This is a genomic window from Pseudomonas sp. YeP6b, assembly GCF_025642995.1.
Classification (GTDB): Bacteria; Pseudomonadota; Gammaproteobacteria; order Pseudomonadales; family Pseudomonadaceae; genus Aquipseudomonas.
In genome coordinates this window covers 4,361,544-4,381,549 of record NZ_CP080090.1, presented here as the reverse complement: position 1 = coordinate 4,381,549, position 20,006 = coordinate 4,361,544, and the positions used below count along the sequence as shown (strand labels likewise).

Genomic DNA, 20,006 nt, shown 5'->3' with positions numbered 1-20,006 from the left:
ATCGCAGGCAAGCCAGCTCCCACAGGGGAATGCATTCCAAGTGTGGGCGCTGGCTTGCCGGGCCGCCGCATCGCTGCGATAGCGGTCTAAAGGACTACACAGCCTCCCGATACGGATTACGCGGATCCTGTGTCCAATTCAAAAACGGCTTGCCCGTCTCCACCGGCACCATCTCGATGCAATCGGCCACCGGGCAGGTGATCTGGCACAAATTGCAGCCCACGCACTCATCGTCAATCACCTCGTATTTGTGCGTGCCGTCTGCCTGTTTCAAACTCGAGATGGCCTGGTGCGAGGTGTCCTCACAGGCAATATGGCAACGCCCACAGCCAATACAGGCCTCCTGATCGATCTTGGCGATCACCTGATAGTTGATATCCAGGTACTTCCAATCGGTCGTGTTGCCTACCGCGCGGCCGGAAAACTCCTGCAAGCTTTTGTAGCCTTGGCTGTCCATCCACCGCGACAGCCCATCCTTCATCTCTTCCACAATCCGAAACCCATGCAACATGGCCGCCGTGCACACCTGCACCGCGCCGCAACCCAGTGCGACGAATTCCGCCGCGTCGCGCCAGTTGCCGATGCCGCCAATCCCGCAGATCGGCAGGCCTTGGGTCTGCGGGTCGCGGGCGATTTCCGCGACCATGTTCAGGGCAATCGGCTTGACCGCCGAGCCGCAATACCCGCCATGGGTACTTTGGGTGCCGACCACCGGCAGGGCGACCATGCGCTCCAAGTCCACGCTGGTGATCGAATTGATGGTGTTGATCAGCGACACCGCATCCGCACCGCCGCGATACGCCGCACGTGCCGCCACGCGGATGTCAGTGATGTTTGGCGTGAGCTTGACGATCACCGGCAACGAGCAATAGGTCTTGCACCAGCGCGTCACCTGTTCCACGTACTCCGGCACCTGGCCGACGGCCGCGCCCATGCCGCGCTCCGGCATGCCGTGGGGGCAGCCGAAATTCAGTTCGATGCCGTCGCAGCCGGTGGCTTCCACCAGCGGCAAGATGTTTTTCCACGACTCTTCAACGCACGGCACCATCAGCGACACAATCAGCGCGCGGTCCGGCCAATCCTTTTTCACCTGGGTGATTTCCCGCAGGTTGATCTCCAGGGAGCGGTCAGTGATCAGCTCGATATTGTTGATGCCCAGCACTTCGCGGTTGGCGCCGTAGTGCGCCGAGTAGCGTGACGACACGTTGACCGCTGCCGGGTCTTCACCGAGGGTTTTCCACACCACGCCGCCCCAGCCGGCCTCGAAGGCGCGGACTACGTTGTAGGCCTTGTCGGTAGGCGGCGCCGAGGCCAGCCAGAACGGATTGGGTGCTTTGATGCCGGCGAATACAATCGAGAGATCGGCCATTACGCAGCCTCCACATTCAGCATGAGTTGGGCGTGCATGGCTTCAGCTGCCAGCTTGCCGTGTTGCACCGCCTGCACGGTGAGGTCCTGGCCGAGGCTGACGCAATCGCCGCCGGCATAGACGCCTGGGATGCTGGTTTGCAGGTGTTCGTCGACAAAGATGCGTTCGCCCACGCGGTGCAGTTGCTGGGCCAGCGGGTCATGCAAGGCCTCGTTATCGAAACCTTGGCCGATGGCCTTGAAGATCGCATCGGCGGCCAGTTCGAAGGTCTCGCCAGTGGGGTGCAGGCGACCATTTTCCATGCGCGTACGGGCGAAGCGCATGCCGCGCACGCGGCCTAGATCATCCAGCAACACTTCTTCGGGTTGTGCCCAAGTCAGCAGGCGCACCTGGTTGGCCTTGGCAATGTCCTGCTCATGCCCGGTGGCGCCCATGTCGGCCAAGCCGCGGCGATACACCAGGTTCACATCGCGGGCGCCGAGGCGGGCCATTTGCACGGCCATGTCGATGGCGGTGTTGCCGGCGCCGAGCACAATGCAACGGTCGGCCAGCGGCAGTTGCGTGAGGTCATCGGCCTGGCGCAGTTCGCGGATGTAGTCGGTGGCGGCGAGCAGACCGGGGGCGTCCTCAAAGGGCAGGCCAAGCTGTTTGCTCGCGGCCAGGCCGACGCCGAGGAACACGGAGTCGAATTGCTGGTGCAGTTCGCTCAAGGTTAGGTTGTCACCCAGGCGCTGGCCGTGGCGGATTTCAATGCCGCCGATCTGCAGGAGGAAATCCAGCTCCTTCTGGGCAAAGTCATCCACCAGTTTGTACTTAGCGATCCCGTATTCATTCAGGCCGCCGGCCTTTTCCCGTGCTTCGAACATCACCACGTCATGGCCGTGCAAGGCGGCGCGATGTGCACAGGCCAAGCCTGCCGGCCCGGCGCCGACCACGGCGATGCGCTTGCCAGTCGGCGCTGCGCGCTGGAACGGGTGCTCGCTGAAGTGCGCGTTGTCGATGGCGTAGCGTTGCAACAGGCCGATCAGCACCGGCGCGCATTCTTCGGCGTTGTTACGCACGCAGGCTTGCTGGCACAGGATTTCGGTGGGGCAAACCCGCGCGCAGCTGCCGCCGAGGATGTTGGCCGAGAGAATCTTCTGCGCCGCACCTTGCACGTTTTCGGTGTGGATATTGCGGATGAACGAGGGGATATCAATCTCGCTGGGGCATGCAGTCACGCACGGCGCGTCGTAGCAGTACAGGCAGCGCGAGGCCTCCAATTGCGCCTGGCGGGCGTTGAGCGGCGGCGCCAGGTCGGTGAAATGGCTGGCGAGTGTCGGCCCATCTTCTTGGGGATGGGGGAGGTGGGTCAGGGTCTGGATCACGGTTTTGGCCTCACGGTTATTGAGGTGCTGCCTCTGATGGGCGATCGTTCCCATGCTCTGCGTGGGAATGCCTCACCGGACGCTCTGCGTCCGCTCTCAGGGCGCGGAGCACCCCCGGCTGCATTCCCACGCAGAGCGTGGGAACGATCATGTGCGCTGTATGTTCAGCGCTTTACAGCAGTGGGCCTGGAATGCTCCGCCCGCTTGCTCAACTGCTCAAACACCGACGGGTACGCCGGGCGTTCTACATACCGCCCGGCCCCACGTTCGGCGCGCAGGTCGCCATCGGCCCAGACCAGTTTGCCCTGGCTGATGGTGTGGCTCGGCACGCCGCGCACGGTCTTGCCTTCGAAGATGTTGAAGTCGACTTTTTGATGGTGGGTCTTGGCCGAAATCGTGCGCGTACCGGCGGGGTCCCACAGCACCAGATCCGCGTCCGCGCCTACGCGGATCGCACCTTTACGCGGGTAAAGGTTGAAGATCTTCGCGGTGTTGGTGGAGGTCAGCGCGACGAATTCCTGCATCGACAGGCGCCCGGTGTTGACGCCTTCGTCCCACAGCAGCGCCATGCGGTCTTCAATGCCGGCGGTGCCGTTGGGGATCTTGCTGAAATCGTCACGGCCGGCGGCTTTTTGCTCAGCGCAGAAGCAGCAATGGTCGGTGGCGGTGGTGTGCAGGTTGCCCGATTGCAGCCCGTGCCACAGTGCTTCCTGGTGCCCGCGTGGGCGGAACGGCGGGCTCATCACGTAGCCGGCGGCGGTTTGCCAGTCGGGGTGTTGGTAAACGCTGTCGTCAAGCAGCAAGTGGCCGGCGAGCACTTCACCGTACACCGGCTGGCCCTTGCCACGGGCGTAGGTGATCTCATCCAGCGCTTCCTTGGTGGACACGTGCACCAGGTAGAGCGGCGTGCCGATGGTCTCGGCGATGCGAATCGCGCGGCTGGCCGCTTCGCCTTCCACCTGGGAGGGGCGTGACAGCGGGTGCGCTTCCGGCCCGGTGATGCCCTGGGCCATCAGCTTGCGTTGCAGGTGATACACCAACTCGCCGTTTTCTGCGTGCACGGTGGGCACCGCGCCGAGTTCCAGGCAGCGCTCGAAGCTGGCGACCAGCGTGTCATCGGCGGCCATGATCGCATTCTTGTAGGCCATGAAATGCTTGAAGCTGTTGATGCCGTGGTGGCTGACCAACTCGGCCATTTCCTCGCGCACTTGCTCGCTCCACCAGGTGATCGCCACATGAAAACCGTAGTCGGAGGCGGACTTTTGCGCCCAGCCGCGCCACTGGTGAAAGGCTTCCATCAACGACTGCTGCGGGTTGGGAATCACGAAATCGATGATCGAGGTGGTGCCGCCCGCCAGGCCCGCGGCCGTGCCACTGAAAAAGTCTTCACTGGCCACGGTGCCCATGAAGGGCAGTTGCATATGGGTGTGGGGGTCGATGCCGCCGGGCATCAAGTATTGGCCGCTGCCGTCGAGTACTTCAGTGCCGGCGGGAATATCCAGATCCGTGCCAATAGCGCGAATTAGACCGCCTGCGCATAAAACATCGGCGCGGTAACTTTCATCATGGGTAATAACGGTGGCGCCACGGATCAACAGCGACATGTCGAGTTCCTCACAGGCTTGACCGGCTTGTGCCAGTTCTAAGTGTTGTAATGCTGCTTGCCGATAGTTGGTTAAAACCTGTCATCGGTGACAGGAATAGAAACTAGCCCGAGTTTTTCGAATGAGCAAGAAGATTTTTATTAAGCTTATAACGTATTTAACTTTATGATTTAAAACAATAAAAACTGTAAATCACCAAAATGTAGCGACCGCTCACCATTTTGACGCACTTGACAGGTTCTGGTTTTGAGCAACATTTCTTATTGCAAATCAGACGCTTGAGACATGCCTCTTGACGGGGCCGGTAAATAAAAATAATTGTGTTGCACCAGATTGAGTCCTGACGGTTCGGGAACTTGCGCGTTATTTAGCCTGAGTAACGCGCCAAGTACCGAAGGCTCAATCGCAAAGCTGATAAACATCAGCGAGTTATAGATGCGGTGCGGGTTCAAGGTGGGTGGTCGGCACGGTTATTGAGTGCAGTGGCGGCTGGCCGGGCCCGTGATGTCATGTTGTTTACGAGGTACTCCGGCCATTCTGCGCAACGCGTGGGATGAGCAAAAATAATTCGAAAAAACCGTGGAGCGGCCATGCAACAGAACAGATCGCAAGTCATTGAGCGTAACGGCCTGTACGAACTCGACGCCGGCCCCGACGTCCTCGACAGCCCTCGCTATAACCACGACATGGCACCGACCAAGGTGCACGAACGCACCTGGAACAAGTGGCACATCACCGCGCTGTGGGTCGGCATGTCGATCTGCGTGCCCACCTACACGCTCGGCGGGGTGCTGACCGCGTACTTCGGCTTGTCGGTGGGCGAGGCGCTGATGGCGATTTTGCTGGCCAATATCGTGGTGCTGATCCCGCTGACGCTTAACGCGTTCCCTGGCACCAAGTACGGCATTCCGTTTCCGGTACTGTTGCGTTCGTCGTTTGGCATCCTCGGTTCCAACGTGCCGTGCCTGATTCGCGCGCTGGTGGCGTGCGGCTGGTTTGGTATCCAGACGATGTTTGGTGGGCTGGCAATTCACCTGTTCCTGGGCTCGATTTTCGACGGTTGGAAATCCCTCGGCGGCACCGGTGAAGTGATCGGTTTCATGATTTTCTGGTGCCTGAATTTGTGGGTGGTGCTGCGCGGCGCCGAGTCGATCAAGCGCCTGGAAACCTTGTCCGCGCCCTTGCTGGTGGCGGTGGGGATTGGCCTGTTGGTGTGGGCAATGCCGAATGTATCGCTCAGCGAGCTGATGGCGATTCCACCCAAGCGGCCCGAAGGTGCGAGCCTCACCGGGTACTTCATGGCGGGGTTGACCGCGATGGTGGGGTTTTGGGCGACCTTGTCGCTGAACATTCCCGATTTTAGTCGTTACGCCAAAAGCCAGAAGGACCAGATTCTCGGGCAGATTTTCGGCCTGCCGTTGACCATGTTCCTGTTCGCCGCCCTCGGCGTGATCATGACCGCCGCGTCGGTGAAACTGGTGGGCGTCAGCGTCTCCGACCCGGTGACCTTGATCGGGCATATCCAGAGCCCGGTGTGGGTCGCCATCGCCATGCTGCTGATCATCATCGCCACCTTGTCCACCAACACCGCCGCCAACATCGTCTCGCCCACCAATGACTTCCAGAACATTGCGCCCAAGCTGATCAACCGCACCACTGCGGTGATCCTCACCGGCCTGGTTGGGCTGGCGCTGATGAGCCATGAACTGCTGAAAAAACTCGGGCTGATCGTCTCGGACGTGAGCCTGGAGACCGTGTATTCGAATTGGTTGCTGGGCTATTCAAGCCTGCTGGGGCCGATTGCCGGGATCATGGTGGTGGACTACTTCATCACCCGCAAACAGCAGTTGGACCTGGGCGGTTTGTACCGTGATGACGTGTACCCGGCGTGGAACTGGAGCGGCTTTGTCGCCTTCGGCGTGCCGGTGGTGCTGACCTTGTTGTCACTGGGCAGTGATGCGTTCAGCTGGTTCTACAGCTACGGTTGGTTCACCGGTTCGGCGTTGGGTGGCGTGTTGTATTACGGCCTGAATGCCAAGCGCGGCGTCAGCCCAGTCACCGCCAAATCACCTTTGTAAATACGGTCAATGTGGGAGCTGGCTTGCCTGCGATGGCATCACCTCGGTTCGGCAGAAATACCGAGCCGCCCGCATTGCAGGCAAGCCAGCTCCCACCGTTGAGCGAGTCAATTCATAAGAAACGTAGCCTGAGGAGATCCCCATGAACGCTGCCCTGGACGTTCTGCAATCCACCCATCAGCACATCAACCGCGACCGCTTGTGGCAGTCCCTGATGGACCTGGCCAAACTCGGCGCCACGCCCAAAGGTGGTGTGTGCCGCCTGGCCCTCACCGACCTCGACCGCAAAGCCCGTGACCTGTTTGTGAAGTGGTGCGAGGACGCCGGCTGCACCGTGACCATCGACGGCATCGGCAATATCTTCGCGCGTCGCCCAGGCCGTAATCCCAACCTGCCGCCGGTGATGACCGGCAGCCATATTGACACCCAACCCACCGGCGGCAAGTTCGACGGCTGCTTCGGCGTACTGGCGGGTGTGGAAGTGTTGCGCACGCTCAATGACCTTAAGATCGAAACCGAAGCACCGCTGGAAGTGGTGGTATGGACCAACGAAGAAGGCTCGCGCTTCCCGCCGTGCATGATGGGCTCAGGCGTGTTTGCCGAGAAATTTACCTTGGCGGACACCTTGGCCAAGGTGGACGTGGACGGCGTCAGTGTAGGCGATGCATTGAATGCGATCGGCTATGCGGGCACACGTCCTGTGAGTGGGCATAAAGTCGGGGCTTACTTCGAAGCGCACATCGAACAAGGGCCGATTCTTGAGGACGAGAAAAAAACCATCGGTGTGGTGCTGGGCGCCCTTGGGCAGAAGTGGTTTGACCTAAAACTGCGTGGCGTTGAAGCCCATGCGGGGCCGACGCCGATGCACTTGCGCAAGGACGCCCTGGTAGGCGCCGCAGCAGTGGTGGCGGCGGTGAATGCGGCCGCGTTGGGGCATCAGCCGCATGCGTGTGGCACTGTCGGTTGCTTGCAGGCCTACCCCGGCTCGCGCAACGTCATCCCCGGTGAAGTGCGCATGACTCTGGACTTGCGTCACCTGGAACCGGCGCGCTTGGATTCGATGATTGCCCAGGTGCGTAAAGTGATCGACGAGACCTGCGCTAAACACGGTTTGAGTTTTGAAATGGAGCCCACCGCCGACTTCCCGCCGCTGTATTTTGACAAAGGCTGCGTGGACGCTGTGCGGGATGCGGCGAATGGGTTGGGCTTGTCGAACATGGACATCGTCAGCGGGGCAGGGCACGACGCGATTTTCGTTGCCGAACTCGGCCCGGCGGGGATGATTTTTGTGCCGTGTGAGGGAGGTATCAGCCATAACGAAATCGAGAACGCCGCACCGGATGACCTGGCCGCCGGGTGTGCGGTGTTGTTGCGGGCGATGGTGGCCGCTTCGGCTGCGATTGCCAGCGGCAAACTCGCTGCCTGAAACGCGAGATCGTTCCCACGCGCAGTGGGGACGATAATCTGTTTGTGTTGCGCTAAGTTTTTGACGGGTTTTTTAGGTAGATATGAGTACATATCCGTTGCTGCGGTAACGGCTTCGTAGGGTTCCGCCCTTACGGCGGGTCACTTTTGGAAAAGAGCCCAAAAGTAACCAAAGGGCTCTTGCCCCACCACTCGGCACCTCGCTTAGGCTCGGTGTGCCCTCACTCCGGCTTGAATCCGTGGGCCGCCGCCATGGGCCATCCTTGGCCCATCGCGGCTAACCGGCGTCCTGCCGGGTTACCCACGGATTCAAGCCTGCGTTCGGCCATCGTGGTTTAACGGGGCGCCTAAGATCAAGATCAAGATCAAAAGCAAGAGCACGGCGGCCTAGTAGCCGACCTGAGTGGTTGAAGCAAAAGCAGGGCAAAAGCACAGCAGCACACTCTCTGTCTGATGTACCGAGATCCAACTGTGGGGCGGGCTTTGCTCGCGAAGGCGGTGGGTCAGTTACACATGAGCTGACTGACCCACCGCCTTCGCGAGCAAGCCCGCTCCCACAATTTTGACCGAGTTTAGCTGCCAGCACTGCAATGCTCTGCTTTTCTGTGGGGAGCTGGCTTGCCTGCGATGCAAGCACCTCGGTGTGTCAGGCATAACCAGCCGATGCCATCGCAGGCAAGCCAGCTCCCACATTAGATTGAGTTCAGTTTCAAATATCAGGTCGGCTGTCAGGCCGCCTCGGTTTTGCTTTTGATCTAACCACTCAGGTCGGCTACCAGGCCGCCGTGCTTTTGATCTTGATCTTAGGCGCCCCGTTAAACCACGCTGGCCGAACGCAGGCTTTTGAGCGGGGTAAACCGGCAGGACGCCGGTTTAGCCGCGATGGGCCAAGGATGGCCCATGGCGGCGGCCCCCGCCCAAAGCCGGAGTGAGGGCACACCGAGCCTAAGCGAGGTGCCGAGTGGTGGGGCAAGAGCCCTTTGGTTACTTTGGGGCTCTTTTCCAAAAGTGACCCGCTGTAAGAGCGGAACCCTACGAAGCCGTTACCGCAGCAACGGATATGTACCCAGCGCCCCCGCGACCACAAAAGAATTCAACCCATAAAAAGATGTGTAGATACCTATGCTGCGATGGGTCCCTACAGCTCAACGCCGTTGTTGCGTCCGTGCCTCGCCGCAACCATCGACTACCTGATCCACCTCCCTCCACCATCCGACAACCCCCCATCCCCACACTGCGTTGGACCTTCGACCTCAAAAGCCAGTGGAGCCATCACCCGGACGTTCTCACGGACATAGGGTGGCGCTTTCGGGGGCAAGCCTTGCTCCCGATTAGGCCAGAAAAGCCCCCCGCGCTGCCGCCCCCAGACCTCATCGACCCACCCTGGTACAGATTCACAAAAAAACACCATACAGATGGCCTGAAGCGCAACTGTGCACTAAAGAATTAGGTGTTCTGAATCTTAATTGTTCGCTCGCTACAGCCAAGAATAGCCCATGGATTGAGTAAGCGAGATAGTCGAGGCCATGCGCCGGCAACTTCATTCATTAAGAAAATCAAACCAGAGTTAACTTATGACTGTTTATGCGTGGTTGTCGTTCATCCTAATTACTATGGTTCAGGCAGGCTCGCCGGGACCCTCCACGGTATTCCTGGTTAATAATTCAATAAAATATGGGCCGTTAAAAGCGATTGGCGTGCTCACCGGTGATGTGTTCGCCATTTTGATAATGGGGTTGATCTCGTCATTCGGAATTGCCACGTTTTTTGCCAATCATCCCGCCATGTTTAATGGTTTGAAGTTTGCGGGTGCGGCCTACCTTATTTATCTGGGGGTCGGTGCGTTCAAGAAAAGCAGGTCTGCCGCGCCGGCTGCAAGTACCGACGTGCCCACCGCCAAGTTGCCGTCATTGACACGGCAGTGGGTGCAATCTTTTTTGATCGGGATCAGTAATCCCAAGGCGCTGGTTTATTTTACTGCGTTATTACCGCAATTCGAAAAAAGTGGCGCTCCGGATTTACAGTTCTTTGCGTTTCTCGTTGTGCTCAGTGCTTTGATAAAGTTTTCCATATTGTCGTGTTACGCCGTTGTCGCGATTCGCATCGCTTCGAAATTAACATCGCCTTCCGCCAGTAGAATCGGATCGAAAGTAGTGGCTGTATTCTTCGTGTTTTTTGGTGCGGCATTAGGGCTCTCAATCATCCATTGAAGGATAGGTACATATGAGGTATGAAAACTCGGCAGCAGGTTCACTGTTGGGGATGCACAGCACCTGCGACGTGATTGAACTGCAACTCAAGCACGCCGGCTATTGGGTGGGTAACTATTTCAACTACTTCATCACACTGGCGCATCGGTCTGATGATTGGAGAGCGTTCCTTGACACCTGGGATGGCCTGCCACCGGATGAATTTATGGCGGACGGTGGCAAGTATCGGCGGCGGCGTTTTACCGAGCTTCGTTACAATGTCCAGAGTGATGAGATCGGTATATTGCCGCATAAACCTTTTTTTCAGGATACGTATAATAATGCCCTGAATGGTGGCGTCGATCGGCATTTCGAACCGATCACGCCGTACATCGCCACGCATCCGTTCATAAAACGCATGATCCGGGATTATGTCGCCATCTTTACCCGTTACAGGGATGTGGCGGTTTGGCAAGTGTACGTGCACCAAGTCAGAATCACGTCGTCCCGAGGCGTTGCGGGTTTTCCGACACCCGAAGGTATTCATAAAGATGGCGTGACATTTTCTAGCCTGTTTTGTATCAACCGGACTGAAAACTGCGTCGGTGCCGAAAATTTCATTTATGACAACGATAAGAACGTGCTCGAGCGTTTCACCCTGACGGGTTACGGCGACCTGGTGATATTCGATGATTCCAAGGTGTATCACAGTGTCAGTCAAATGAATGCGTCAGACGATTGCACCGCGTCGAGGGATATGTTGTTTCTGGAATTCACCGCGCAAGGGGGCGAGCATGTTGCGTCATAGTTCTGTGAATATCGAAGAACGCAATTACTCAAAAGAAATGATTGAAAGTATAAGCACTCGTTGGCCGTTCGAAGCCGAGGTCATGCGGTTCAATGAAGTTTCAGCGTGCTCATTCAATATGCATGTCCCGGACTTTATCCCGGAGATGGTGCCCTTTTCGATATTCGACGAGTGGCGAGTATTGGAGCCCCAGGATCAAAGCGATTTGTTGTCGGCGGGTTGGATCATCTACCAAAGCAACACGATTTTCATTGAAACCGACTTGGTCACGCCGGCGTGCATCGAGGTGATCAGGTCGCGACAGGACAACAGTGTCGGCCCCGAGATGGCCCGTTCGATGGCTGAAGCGATGACCGACGAGGGCTACCATACCCTGTTGGCGGTACTCACCTGCGACGCTGTGCGGGCGAATAGACAGCTGCCGTTGTTCCCCACGGACTTTCATCTTGTCAGTGTTATGAGTACGTATATCAATGGCCTTGATTGCGAATGGAAGCGCCGAGTCGCGCGCATCGCGACGGCGTGCTGTACCGAAAACCACATCACCGACTACCTGGACCTGCTGGCCAATGCTTCGTCCATTCAGCCAATGTTTCTGGCGGCAGTGAATGCCCATGCCAAAGATGAGTGGAACCACGGCTCGCAGTTCGCGGTATTGGCCCGGGATATCTATTGGGCGCTTTCCAGCGAAGGCCAGAAGGTATTTAAGGACACCGTTGAGTTGGTCGCGAAGAATTTTTTCCGCGCCGACCTTAACGCGTGGATCACGGTGATTGACCAGTTGGATCGTCCTTCACTGGCGGATGTGCGCACAGCGATCATCAATAATTCGGTTGAGCTGCAAAGGGCCGTTGAGTTTACAAACAATAATCGCGGCCTGATGAAACTGTATGAAAACCTTGAATGGGAGTGGGCCGGCTATGAAAGCAGATAGTTTTATGCTCACGTGCGCGACCCGGCACGAGCCCATCGCCAGCGCGGTATTTTCCCTGGTCAATGCCTGTGAGCGGATGGGCCTTGTGCGCACACGCTGCCGCCAAGGGCGATGCGGTTCTTGCCAGGTGAGGTTGATATCCGGTGAATACAGTGAGTTGACCCCCATGCTGGCGCTCACGGAAAAAGAGCGAGGCGGCAATGCGATTTTGCCTTGTGTGTTGGTTCCGCTTTCGAACATCGAAGTTGAGGCTTGGTACACATGAGTGAGACGGTTTATTTGCGGCGCGATAACTTCATCATTCGTAAAGCGACGATAGACGATGCGGTGGCGATCAGGAAAATGGTGTTCAAGACATTTGTCGAATACGGCATCGCGGCCGATCCCGACGATGACGACCGCGACATCATGTGCTTTGGCGTGCCCAAGGAGAATGTTGTGGAGCTGGTCACGGTGTTTGATGGCATCCCCGTGGGGTCGGCCATTTTGACTGCGTGCGGGGAGGGCAGGGTCAAACTCACCAAGTTTTACCTGGACAAAAACTATCGTCGGTTTGGTGCCGGTGTGGCCATGCTCAACACCGCCGTCGCTGCCGCAAAATCCATGGGCGTTAAGGAGGTGTTCCTGAAAACTCGAGCGCTGTATAAAGAGGCCGTTCAACTGTATGAGTCGACCGGTTGGGTCAGGGGCGAAGACCAGCCTGGCCCAGGCCCTGAGCGCCTTTATTCGATTAAGTTCTCTGAGCAGTGAAAGGCTTTACCCAGCCATGAGCTGAAACAGACAGGCCCTTGAGGGCCTGTTTGTTACGTGCAGGCTAACGCAGCATATGCGAGACGTTCAAGTCGGATACGAGCTGCCCCATCGTTTTTATCGCGTGCTCTGCACGCTCATTCAGCAGGCCGCCGTAATTGATACGAATGCAGTTTTCATATTTACCCGACGAAGAAAATATTTTGCCGGTAGCAATCTGCACGTTGTGCTTCATCAAGCGATCGCTGAGTTCATAAGCCGACACCCCGTCCGGCAATTCAATCCATAAGAAATAGCCGCCTTGCGGCCGGCTGACGCGAATGCTGGAGTTGAAATACTTGGAGATCCAGTTCGTCATCAACTCCCTGTTGGCTTTGTAATTGGTGCGCATACGTCGAAGGTGGATCTGATAGAGCCCTTTGCTCATGAACTCGGCAATTGCCCTTTGATTGGCCGTCGCGGTAGCACCGGAGCTGATGTATTTGGTGTGCAGCACCTTGTCGTAGAATTTGCCTGGCACCACCCAGCCGACCCGCAAGCCGGGCGCCAGTGTTTTTGAAAAAGACCCGCACAGAATGACCTTGCCTTCAGTGTCCAGGGACTTGATGGTTTGCGGGCGCGGATACGAGAACGTCAGGTCGCCATAGGTATCATCTTCGATGATAAAAAAGCCGAAGGTTTTGGACAGCTTTACCAGGGTTTCCTTGCGCTCATTGGGCATTACATAACCCAGCGGGTTATTGCAATTGGGGTTGACCAGTACCGCCCGAATAGGCCATTGCTCGGCGATAAGTTCCAGCGACTCCAGGTCAATGCCCGTCAATGGATGGCTAGGCACCTCGATGACTTTTATACCGCACACCTTGAGTGTCTGGATCGCGCCGTGAAAACTGGGCGACTCCACGACGACGATATCGCCTTGGCTGCAAATAGAGCGTATGGAGCACATGAGTGCTTCCTGGCAACCGGTGGTAATGATGATCTCGTCGGGGCCGATAAGACAGCCGGAATCAATGATCAACCGGCTGATCTGTGTTCTTAACTCCAAGTTGCCCTTGATGTTTTCATAGTTGAGCCCGTCTTTTTGCCAACGCTTCGCTTCGTGGCTCAGGCTTTTCATCAAGGGTTTGAGTGTCGGTGTGTCAACGCTTGGCATGCCTCTGCCCAATTGCAGGACCCCTTCGTCAGGGGTGTTGGCCGTCACCTTGTAGATTTCATCCCATTCCAATATATCCAGGGGTGTTCTTTCGGAAGCACGCATCGTGGGCAATAGATAGACGTGCTGTTTGCGGGTGACGAAATGCCCGGATTTGGGGGCTGGTGACGCCAGCCCTTCCTCCTCCAGGAGTCGGTATGCCTGTTGGACCGTGCCCAGGCTGACCCCGTGTTCTGCGCTTAATATGCGCACGGAAGGGAGTCGCTGCCCTTCCTGGTACATGCCCATTTCAATTCTGCTACGCAGTAAATGGGCCAAATCTGAATACTTTGCCACTGATCCCTCGCCGCTGCTTCGCTACCCTTGCCATGGGCGCATAGTCCTCCGCGGCACTGTCTGTGGCAAGGGCCGCAGCAGCAGTGAAGTGCCTGTGGTTGGTAGTGCCTGTGGTTCACGCATTCGGGCGCCAACCGCCGCCCAATGCCGTCACCAACCCCACGCTCGCCTGCAACTGCCGCGTCTGCACGGCCTGCAACGCCCTTTGCGCCTGCAACGCCGCCGTCTGTGCGGTCACCACGTCGAGGTAACTCACGGCCCCCGCTTGATAGCTATTCATCGCCAGCGACTGCGTATGTTGCGCCGCATCCGCCGCCGCCTGTTCATCCTGGGCTTGCTGCTGCAAATCCCTTAGCTGCGCCAGGTTGTCCTCCACTTCGCGCACGGCTTTGAGCACATGGCTGCGGTACTGCGCCGAAGCCTCCTCAAACTCGGCTTTGGCCTCACGCTCATTGGCACTCAAGCGCCCGCCATCAAAGATCGGCAAGTTCACCAACGGCCCCAGCGCCCAATACCGATTGCCGGCGGACAGCAAGTTACCCACCCCTTGCGTCTGCCCGCCTATCAGCCCGGTCAAGCTGAAGTCCGGATACCACGCTGCCTTCGCCACACCGATATTGGCATTGGCGGCAAACACCCGCCGTTGCGCCGCCGCAATGTCCGGACGGCGTTGCAGCAGGTGGCTCGGCAGCTGCGACGGAATCCCCGGCAGCGCAATCAATTGTTGGCTGGGCGGCAAGCTGAAGTTGCTGGCTGCCACGCCTACCAGCTCGCCAATGGCATGCTCGGTGAGGTTGCGTTGCCCGCGCACTTCATCCAGTTGCGCCTTGGCTTCGGCCAGTTGGTTTTGCGCCCGGGTCAGGTCGAGTTCGGACGCAATCTGGCCTTCGTAACGGCTGCGTGTCAGTTGCAACGCCTGGCTGAAATCATCCAGCGAGCTGTTGAGAATCCGGCTCTGCGCATCCAGCCCATTGAGCTGCACATACAGCGTCGCCAACTGATGTTGCAGGCTCAGGCGCGCCACGGCCAAATCATCGCCGGATGCTTGCGCTTGGGCGTCACCCGCCGCGACCTGGTTGCGGATCTTGCCCCACAGGTCCAAGTCGTAGCTCAACGAAAACCCGGCGGTATTGCTGTTGTACACCGACGGCTGCGTGTCCCCACGCAGCGGTCGCGAGTCCGATTGCCGCTGGCGCAATGGCTGTGCACTGGCGGTGATCTGCGGGAACAAACCCGCGTGCAATTGGCTGGCATACGCCTGGGACGCATCGAAATGCGCCAGCGCCGCCGCCAAATCCGGGTTGGCCTTGAGCAACTGCTGTTGCAGGTCATTCAGGTGCGAGTCATTGTAGAGTTTCCACCATTCGGGAGCGAGTTGGTCGCAGGGTTGCGCGCTGTGCCACGGGCCGTCGCTGGTCTGTTCGCGATAGCCCGCCGGCAGGTCAACCGACGGCACCTTGTAGGTGGGCGCCATCGAGCAGCCCTGCAATAGCAGCAGCACCAACGCCGCCAGGGGTTTAAGCCTTGGGCGCATGTACACCTCCGGCGTCGGCCAGTTGCACGGGGTCGCCTTCGCGCAGGGCGTCCGGCGGGTTGTCGACCACGCGGTCGGCGGGTTTCAGGCCTTGGTCGATCACCAGGCGTTCGCCGAGGTCGAGGCCGATGTGGATGTCTTGCAGGTGCACGTGGTTCTGCGTATCGAGCACCGCGACTTGGGTGCCTTGGGCACGGAAGATCAGCGCGCTGGCGGGGATACTCACGCCGTGGGTGTCCGCCGGAATCGGCAAGGTCGCTTCGGCGTAATCACCGGGCAGCAACTCGCCGTTGGGGTTGTCGACGACGAACTGCGCGAGCAGCGTGCCGGAGCGGCGGTCGATGGCGGTGGAGTCGCCGATCAGGCGCGCCTTGAAGTGCTCGCCGGGGTGTTCGGGCACGGTCAGTTCAGCCTCCAAGCCTGGGTGGATCACCGCCGCGTAGTTCTGCGGCACCGGCACGTAGAGACGCAACTGGTGGGTGTCGGCGATGTTGAACAGTTCCGGGTCGCTGTCGGTGTCGGCCTTAATCAACTGACCGATATCGGTGTTGCGTGCGGTGATGGTGCCGGCGAATGGCGCGCGAAGGGTCTTGTAGCTTTCCAGTGCCGACAGCCGTGCATAGTCGGCCGCGGCCGCTTCGGCATTGGCTTTGGCAGCGGCGGCGTTGGAGGTTTTTTCATCGGCTTCCTGACGCGACACCGAGTGGCTGGCCAACAGGTTTTGCCAGCGTGTGGCGGTGGTCTCGGCCAGGCGTGCGTTGGCCTGTTCCTGCACCAGGCGCGCGTGGGTCTGCGCCAGTTGCTGGTCAAGGTCCGGGGTGTCGATTTCGGCGAGGATTTGCCCGGCTTTGACTTGGGTGCCGATGTCGGCTTTCCAGTCTTTCAAGTAGCCGCTGACGCGGGCGTGAATCGGCGCCTTGCTCCAGGCTTCAAGGTGCGCAGGCAGGCGCAAAGTGTCGCCGGCCACGTTCTGTTTCGGCTGGAACACCATCACTTGCGGGACGGCGGCGGTCTCGGTCCAGGCGGTGACCGATTGTTCGTGCATCGTGCGGGCGTGCAGGCCGTTGGCGACCAACAGGGCGGCCAGTGTCAGGCCGCCGATACCCATGAGCATCAGACGCTTGCGCGAGGGTGTGTGATCAGACGACATGTGAAGTTTCTCCAGCAGCTGCGCGAGTAGGGTGACGACCGTGGACCAGGCTGAAGACCACGGGTACAAATAACAGGGTGGCGACGGTGGCGAAGATCAAACCGCCGATCACCGCCCGGCCAAGGGGTGAGTTCTGCTCTTCGGACAAGGCCAGCGGCAACATGCCGATGATCATCGCCAGGGCCGTCATGCACACCGGCCGGAAGCGGGTGTAGCCGGCTTCCATCGCGGCCTTCAACGCGTCGCCATGTTCGGCCAGGCGTTCACGGCAGAAGCTCACCACCAGGATCGAGTTGGCGGTGGCCACGCCCATGCACAAGATGGCCCCGGTCAGCGCGGGCACCGACAGCGAGGTGCCGCTGAGGAACAGCATCCACACGATCCCCGCCAGCGCCGCCGGCAAGGCAGTGATGATCACGAACGGGTCGGCCCAGGACTGGAAGTTGACCACGATCAGCAGGTAGATCAGCACCACGGCGCCGAGCAAGCCGAAGCTCAAACCACTGAAGGCTTCATGCAGCGCATCGATCTGCCCATGCAGGCTGATCACTGCACCTTTGGGGCGCATGGTGGCGGTGTCATCCAGCACCTTTTGCACGTCGCGGGCTACGCCGCCAAGGTCGCGGCCTTGCACGTTGGCGTACAGGTCCAGGGTCGGTTCGATGTTGTAGTGGGTCACCACCGCCGGGCTTTGCACACGAGAGATGGTGGCCACACCGCCGAGGATCTGCGACTGGCCATCGGCACCGGTAACCGGCAGGGCTTCCAGCGACGGCAGGCTGTCGAGGCGGTATTGCGGCGTTGCCGCGACGATCGAATACGACACGCCGTTGGCTGGGTTGAGCCAGAAGGTCGGGGCGGTTTGCGAGCTGCCGGCGAGGGAGGCGACCATGCTGTTGGTCACGTCCCGCTCGGTGATACCCAGGCCGTTGGCGCGCATGCGGTCGACGTTAACTTGCAGCGATGGGTAGCCGGTGGACTGCTGGATGCGCAGGTCGGCAATGCCCGGTACGTGTTGCAAGCGACGTTCAAGTTCCACCGCATAGGCGCGGTTTTCTGCATCGCTGCGCCCGGAGATTTTCACGTCCAGCGGGGCTGGCGCGCCGAAGTTGAGGATCTGGCTGCTGATGTCCGCCGGCAGGAACGCGAAGTGGCTGCCGGGGAAGCTTTCCGGCAAGGCTTCACGCAGTTTTTTCACGTAGTCGGCGGTGGGCGCGTGGTCCTTTTTCAGGCTGACTTGAATGTCGCCATCCTGCGGGCCGATGGTGCCGCTGCTGCTGTAGGCCATGTCGATGCCGCTGAGCGGAATGCCGATGTTGTCGACGATGGTGTCGAGTTCTTCGGCGGGGATCACTTCGCGAATCCGCGCTTCAATCCGGTCGAACGCCGCCGCGCTTTCTTCAATCCGCGTGCCCAGTGGCAGGCGCACGTGAAGGGCGAGGGCACCGGCGTCGGTGGCCGGGAAAAAGTCCCGGCCCAGGCTTGGCAACAGCAGGAACGAGGCGAGCACGCAGGCCAGGAAGCCGACGATAAAGCGCTTGCGATTGCCCAGCGCGAGCATCAGCAAGCCATGGTAGGTGTCGCGGATATTCGAGAAGTGGCGCTCGAACCCTTGCTGAAAATTCAGCACCGATTGCAGCACGGCATTGCGTGGTTTTTTGTGCTGCTCACCCTCGTGGTGGTTGATGAATTCATCTTCCGGGTGGTGCCCTGCGCCCGGTTCCGGTGTGTGCGGCTTGAGCAGGAGCATCGCCAGCGTCGGCACCAAGGTGCGCGAGAGGATGAACGAGCTGGCCATGGCAAAAATCACGGCCAGGGCCATTGGCCGGAACAGGTAACCGGCGATGCCTTGCAGCAGGAACATCGGCACGAACACGATGCAGATGCACAGCAGCGAGACGAACGCCGGGCCGACGATTTGCGCGGCGCCGTCGAGGATCGCGGTCTTCACCGCCTTGCCTTGTTCCAGGTGCCAGTTGATGTTTTCGATGGTCACCGTGGCATCGTCCACCAGAATCCCCACCGCCAACGCCAGCCCGCCGAGGGTCATCACGTTGAGGGTTTGCCCACTGACCGCCAGCAGCGCAATGGCCGAGAGCACTGCCAGCGGAATTGAGGCGGCGATGATCAGGGTGGAACGCCAGCTGCCGAGGAACAGCAGGATCATCGCACTGGTCAGCAGTGCGGCGATGATGCCTTCTTGGGCCACGCTGCCCACCGATTGTTTGACGAACACCGAGGCGTCACCCAGCAGCGAGGTCTTCAGCGACGGTGGCAGGGTTTCGTTGATGCGCGGCAGCATCTGACGGATACCGTCGATGATCGACAAGGTGGAGATGCTGCCGTTTTTCAACGCCGGCATCAGCACCGCGCGGTGGCCGTCGACGCGCACGATATTGGTCTGTGGCGGCGAGCCGTCACGCACGTGGGCCACTTGGCCGATGGTGATCAGCGCGCCGTCGACGGTCTTGATCGGCAGGTCGTTGAGCTCATCAATCGCCTTGGGGCTGTTGTTGAGCAAGATCGTGTATTCGTAGGGGCCGAGTTTGGCGGTGCCCACCGGGATGATCTGGTTTTGCAGGGCCAGGGCGTTGCCTACGTCTTGGGCCGACAAGCCTTTGGCGGCCAGGGCTTGCGGGTCGAGGTCGAGGGTGATCTGGCGCTGCTTGCCGCCCATGGGCGTGGGCATGGCCAGGCCGGGCAGGGCGCTCAGCGGCAGGCGGATGTTGTTCTGCACCAGGTCGCGGATCTTGGCTTCCGAGAGGCTGGGGCTGGAGAACGCCATTTGCAGGATCGGCACCGTGGAGGCGCTGTAGTTGAGGATCAGCGGCGGCGTGATGCCCGGTGGCATTTGCTTGAGCACGGTTTGTGACACGGCGGTCACTTGCGCGTTGGCGGTGCGGATGTCCACGCCGGGCTGGAAGAAGATCTTGACGATGCCCATGCCGGGCAGCGATTGCGATTCGATATGTTCGATGTCGTTGACGGTGGTGCTCAGGGAGCGTTCGTAGGTGTAGATCACTCGACCGGCCATGGCGTCCGGCGACAGGCCGTTGTACTGCCAGACCACGGCGACGACTGGGATGCCGATGTCGGGGAAAACATCCGTCGGGGTTTTCAGGGCCGCCATCGGCCCGACGATACAGATGAATATGGCCAACACGATAAACGTGTACGGCTTTTGCAGTGCGGTCTTTACTAGCCCGAGCATGCGTGAACCTCCGAGGGGGCAGAATTGCAAACCCCGGCAGTCTTGCCCGACTCACCTAACACGCACCTTTCAGCCAGGTGAAGGAACATTTAGTT

At 59.3% G+C, this 20,006-nt stretch carries 14 protein-coding genes; 7 read left to right on the top strand and 7 right to left on the bottom strand.

Translation table 11 applies throughout. The features are described 5' to 3' along the window. Positions 1–94 precede the first annotated feature (94 nt). From preA to hydA, 3 genes are all read right to left on the bottom strand, one after another. Positions 95–1,369: an NAD-dependent dihydropyrimidine dehydrogenase subunit PreA gene (gene preA, locus KZH41_RS19625; protein WP_094953584.1), complete on the bottom strand. Its 1,275-nt coding sequence runs from the start codon at positions 1,367–1,369 to the stop codon at positions 95–97. Beyond that, positions 1,369–2,736 (bottom strand): NAD(P)-dependent oxidoreductase, encoded by a 1,368-nt coding sequence (locus KZH41_RS19620; RefSeq protein ID WP_094953589.1) that lies wholly within the window; start codon positions 2,734–2,736, stop codon positions 1,369–1,371. The genes preA and KZH41_RS19620 overlap by 1 nt, the downstream gene beginning before the upstream one ends. 164 nt (positions 2,737–2,900) lie before the next feature. After that, positions 2,901–4,340, bottom strand: coding sequence for a dihydropyrimidinase (gene hydA / locus KZH41_RS19615; RefSeq protein WP_094953583.1), 1,440 nt, complete (start codon positions 4,338–4,340; stop codon positions 2,901–2,903). 590 nt (positions 4,341–4,930) lie between these two features. On the opposite strand from hydA, the gene KZH41_RS19610 reads away from it, so the two are divergent. From KZH41_RS19610 to KZH41_RS19585, 7 genes are all read left to right on the top strand, one after another. Next, positions 4,931–6,418, top strand: coding sequence for an NCS1 family nucleobase:cation symporter-1 (locus tag KZH41_RS19610; protein WP_242150800.1), 1,488 nt, complete (start codon positions 4,931–4,933; stop codon positions 6,416–6,418). A gap of 142 nt (positions 6,419–6,560) precedes the next feature. Beyond that, entirely contained in the window at positions 6,561–7,844 is a 1,284-nt protein-coding gene (locus KZH41_RS19605; RefSeq protein ID WP_242150797.1) for a Zn-dependent hydrolase, read from the top strand. A 1,573-nt stretch (positions 7,845–9,417) separates the two neighbouring features. After that, complete coding sequence (locus tag KZH41_RS19600) at positions 9,418–10,053, top strand: LysE family translocator (protein ID WP_242150794.1); 636 nt, start codon at positions 9,418–9,420, stop codon at positions 10,051–10,053. 13 nt (positions 10,054–10,066) lie between these two features. Continuing rightward, positions 10,067–10,840 carry a 2OG-Fe dioxygenase family protein gene (locus KZH41_RS19595; RefSeq protein WP_242150791.1) on the top strand — a complete coding sequence of 258 codons (774 nt, stop codon included), beginning with the start codon at positions 10,067–10,069 and terminating at the stop codon, positions 10,838–10,840. Next, entirely contained in the window at positions 10,827–11,774 is a 948-nt protein-coding gene (locus KZH41_RS19590) for a diiron oxygenase (protein WP_176462950.1), read from the top strand. The genes KZH41_RS19595 and KZH41_RS19590 overlap by 14 nt, the downstream gene beginning before the upstream one ends. Beyond that, on the top strand, positions 11,731–12,039 hold the full coding sequence (locus KZH41_RS30525; protein WP_094951473.1) for a 2Fe-2S iron-sulfur cluster-binding protein: 309 nt from the start codon (positions 11,731–11,733) through the stop codon (positions 12,037–12,039). The genes KZH41_RS19590 and KZH41_RS30525 overlap by 44 nt, the downstream gene beginning before the upstream one ends. Continuing rightward, positions 12,036–12,524 carry a GNAT family N-acetyltransferase gene (locus KZH41_RS19585; protein ID WP_094951474.1) on the top strand — a complete coding sequence of 163 codons (489 nt, stop codon included), beginning with the start codon at positions 12,036–12,038 and terminating at the stop codon, positions 12,522–12,524. Before KZH41_RS30525 ends, KZH41_RS19585 begins: the two co-directional genes overlap by 4 nt. Before the next feature lie 64 nt (positions 12,525–12,588). On the opposite strand, the gene KZH41_RS19580 is transcribed toward KZH41_RS19585, so the two are convergent. The 4 genes from KZH41_RS19580 to KZH41_RS19565 form a co-directional block, all read right to left on the bottom strand. After that, positions 12,589–14,016: a PLP-dependent aminotransferase family protein gene (locus KZH41_RS19580; protein ID WP_094951475.1), complete on the bottom strand. Its 1,428-nt coding sequence runs from the start codon at positions 14,014–14,016 to the stop codon at positions 12,589–12,591. 115 nt (positions 14,017–14,131) lie between these two features. After that, positions 14,132–15,550, bottom strand: coding sequence for an efflux transporter outer membrane subunit (locus KZH41_RS19575; protein WP_263273541.1), 1,419 nt, complete (start codon positions 15,548–15,550; stop codon positions 14,132–14,134). Further along, entirely contained in the window at positions 15,534–16,700 is a 1,167-nt protein-coding gene (locus KZH41_RS19570) for an efflux RND transporter periplasmic adaptor subunit (RefSeq protein ID WP_094951477.1), read from the bottom strand. Before KZH41_RS19570 ends, KZH41_RS19575 begins: the two co-directional genes overlap by 17 nt. Then, entirely contained in the window at positions 16,690–19,911 is a 3,222-nt protein-coding gene (locus KZH41_RS19565) for an efflux RND transporter permease subunit (RefSeq protein WP_263273540.1), read from the bottom strand. The genes KZH41_RS19570 and KZH41_RS19565 overlap by 11 nt, the downstream gene beginning before the upstream one ends. Positions 19,912–20,006: the final 95 nt, after the last annotated feature.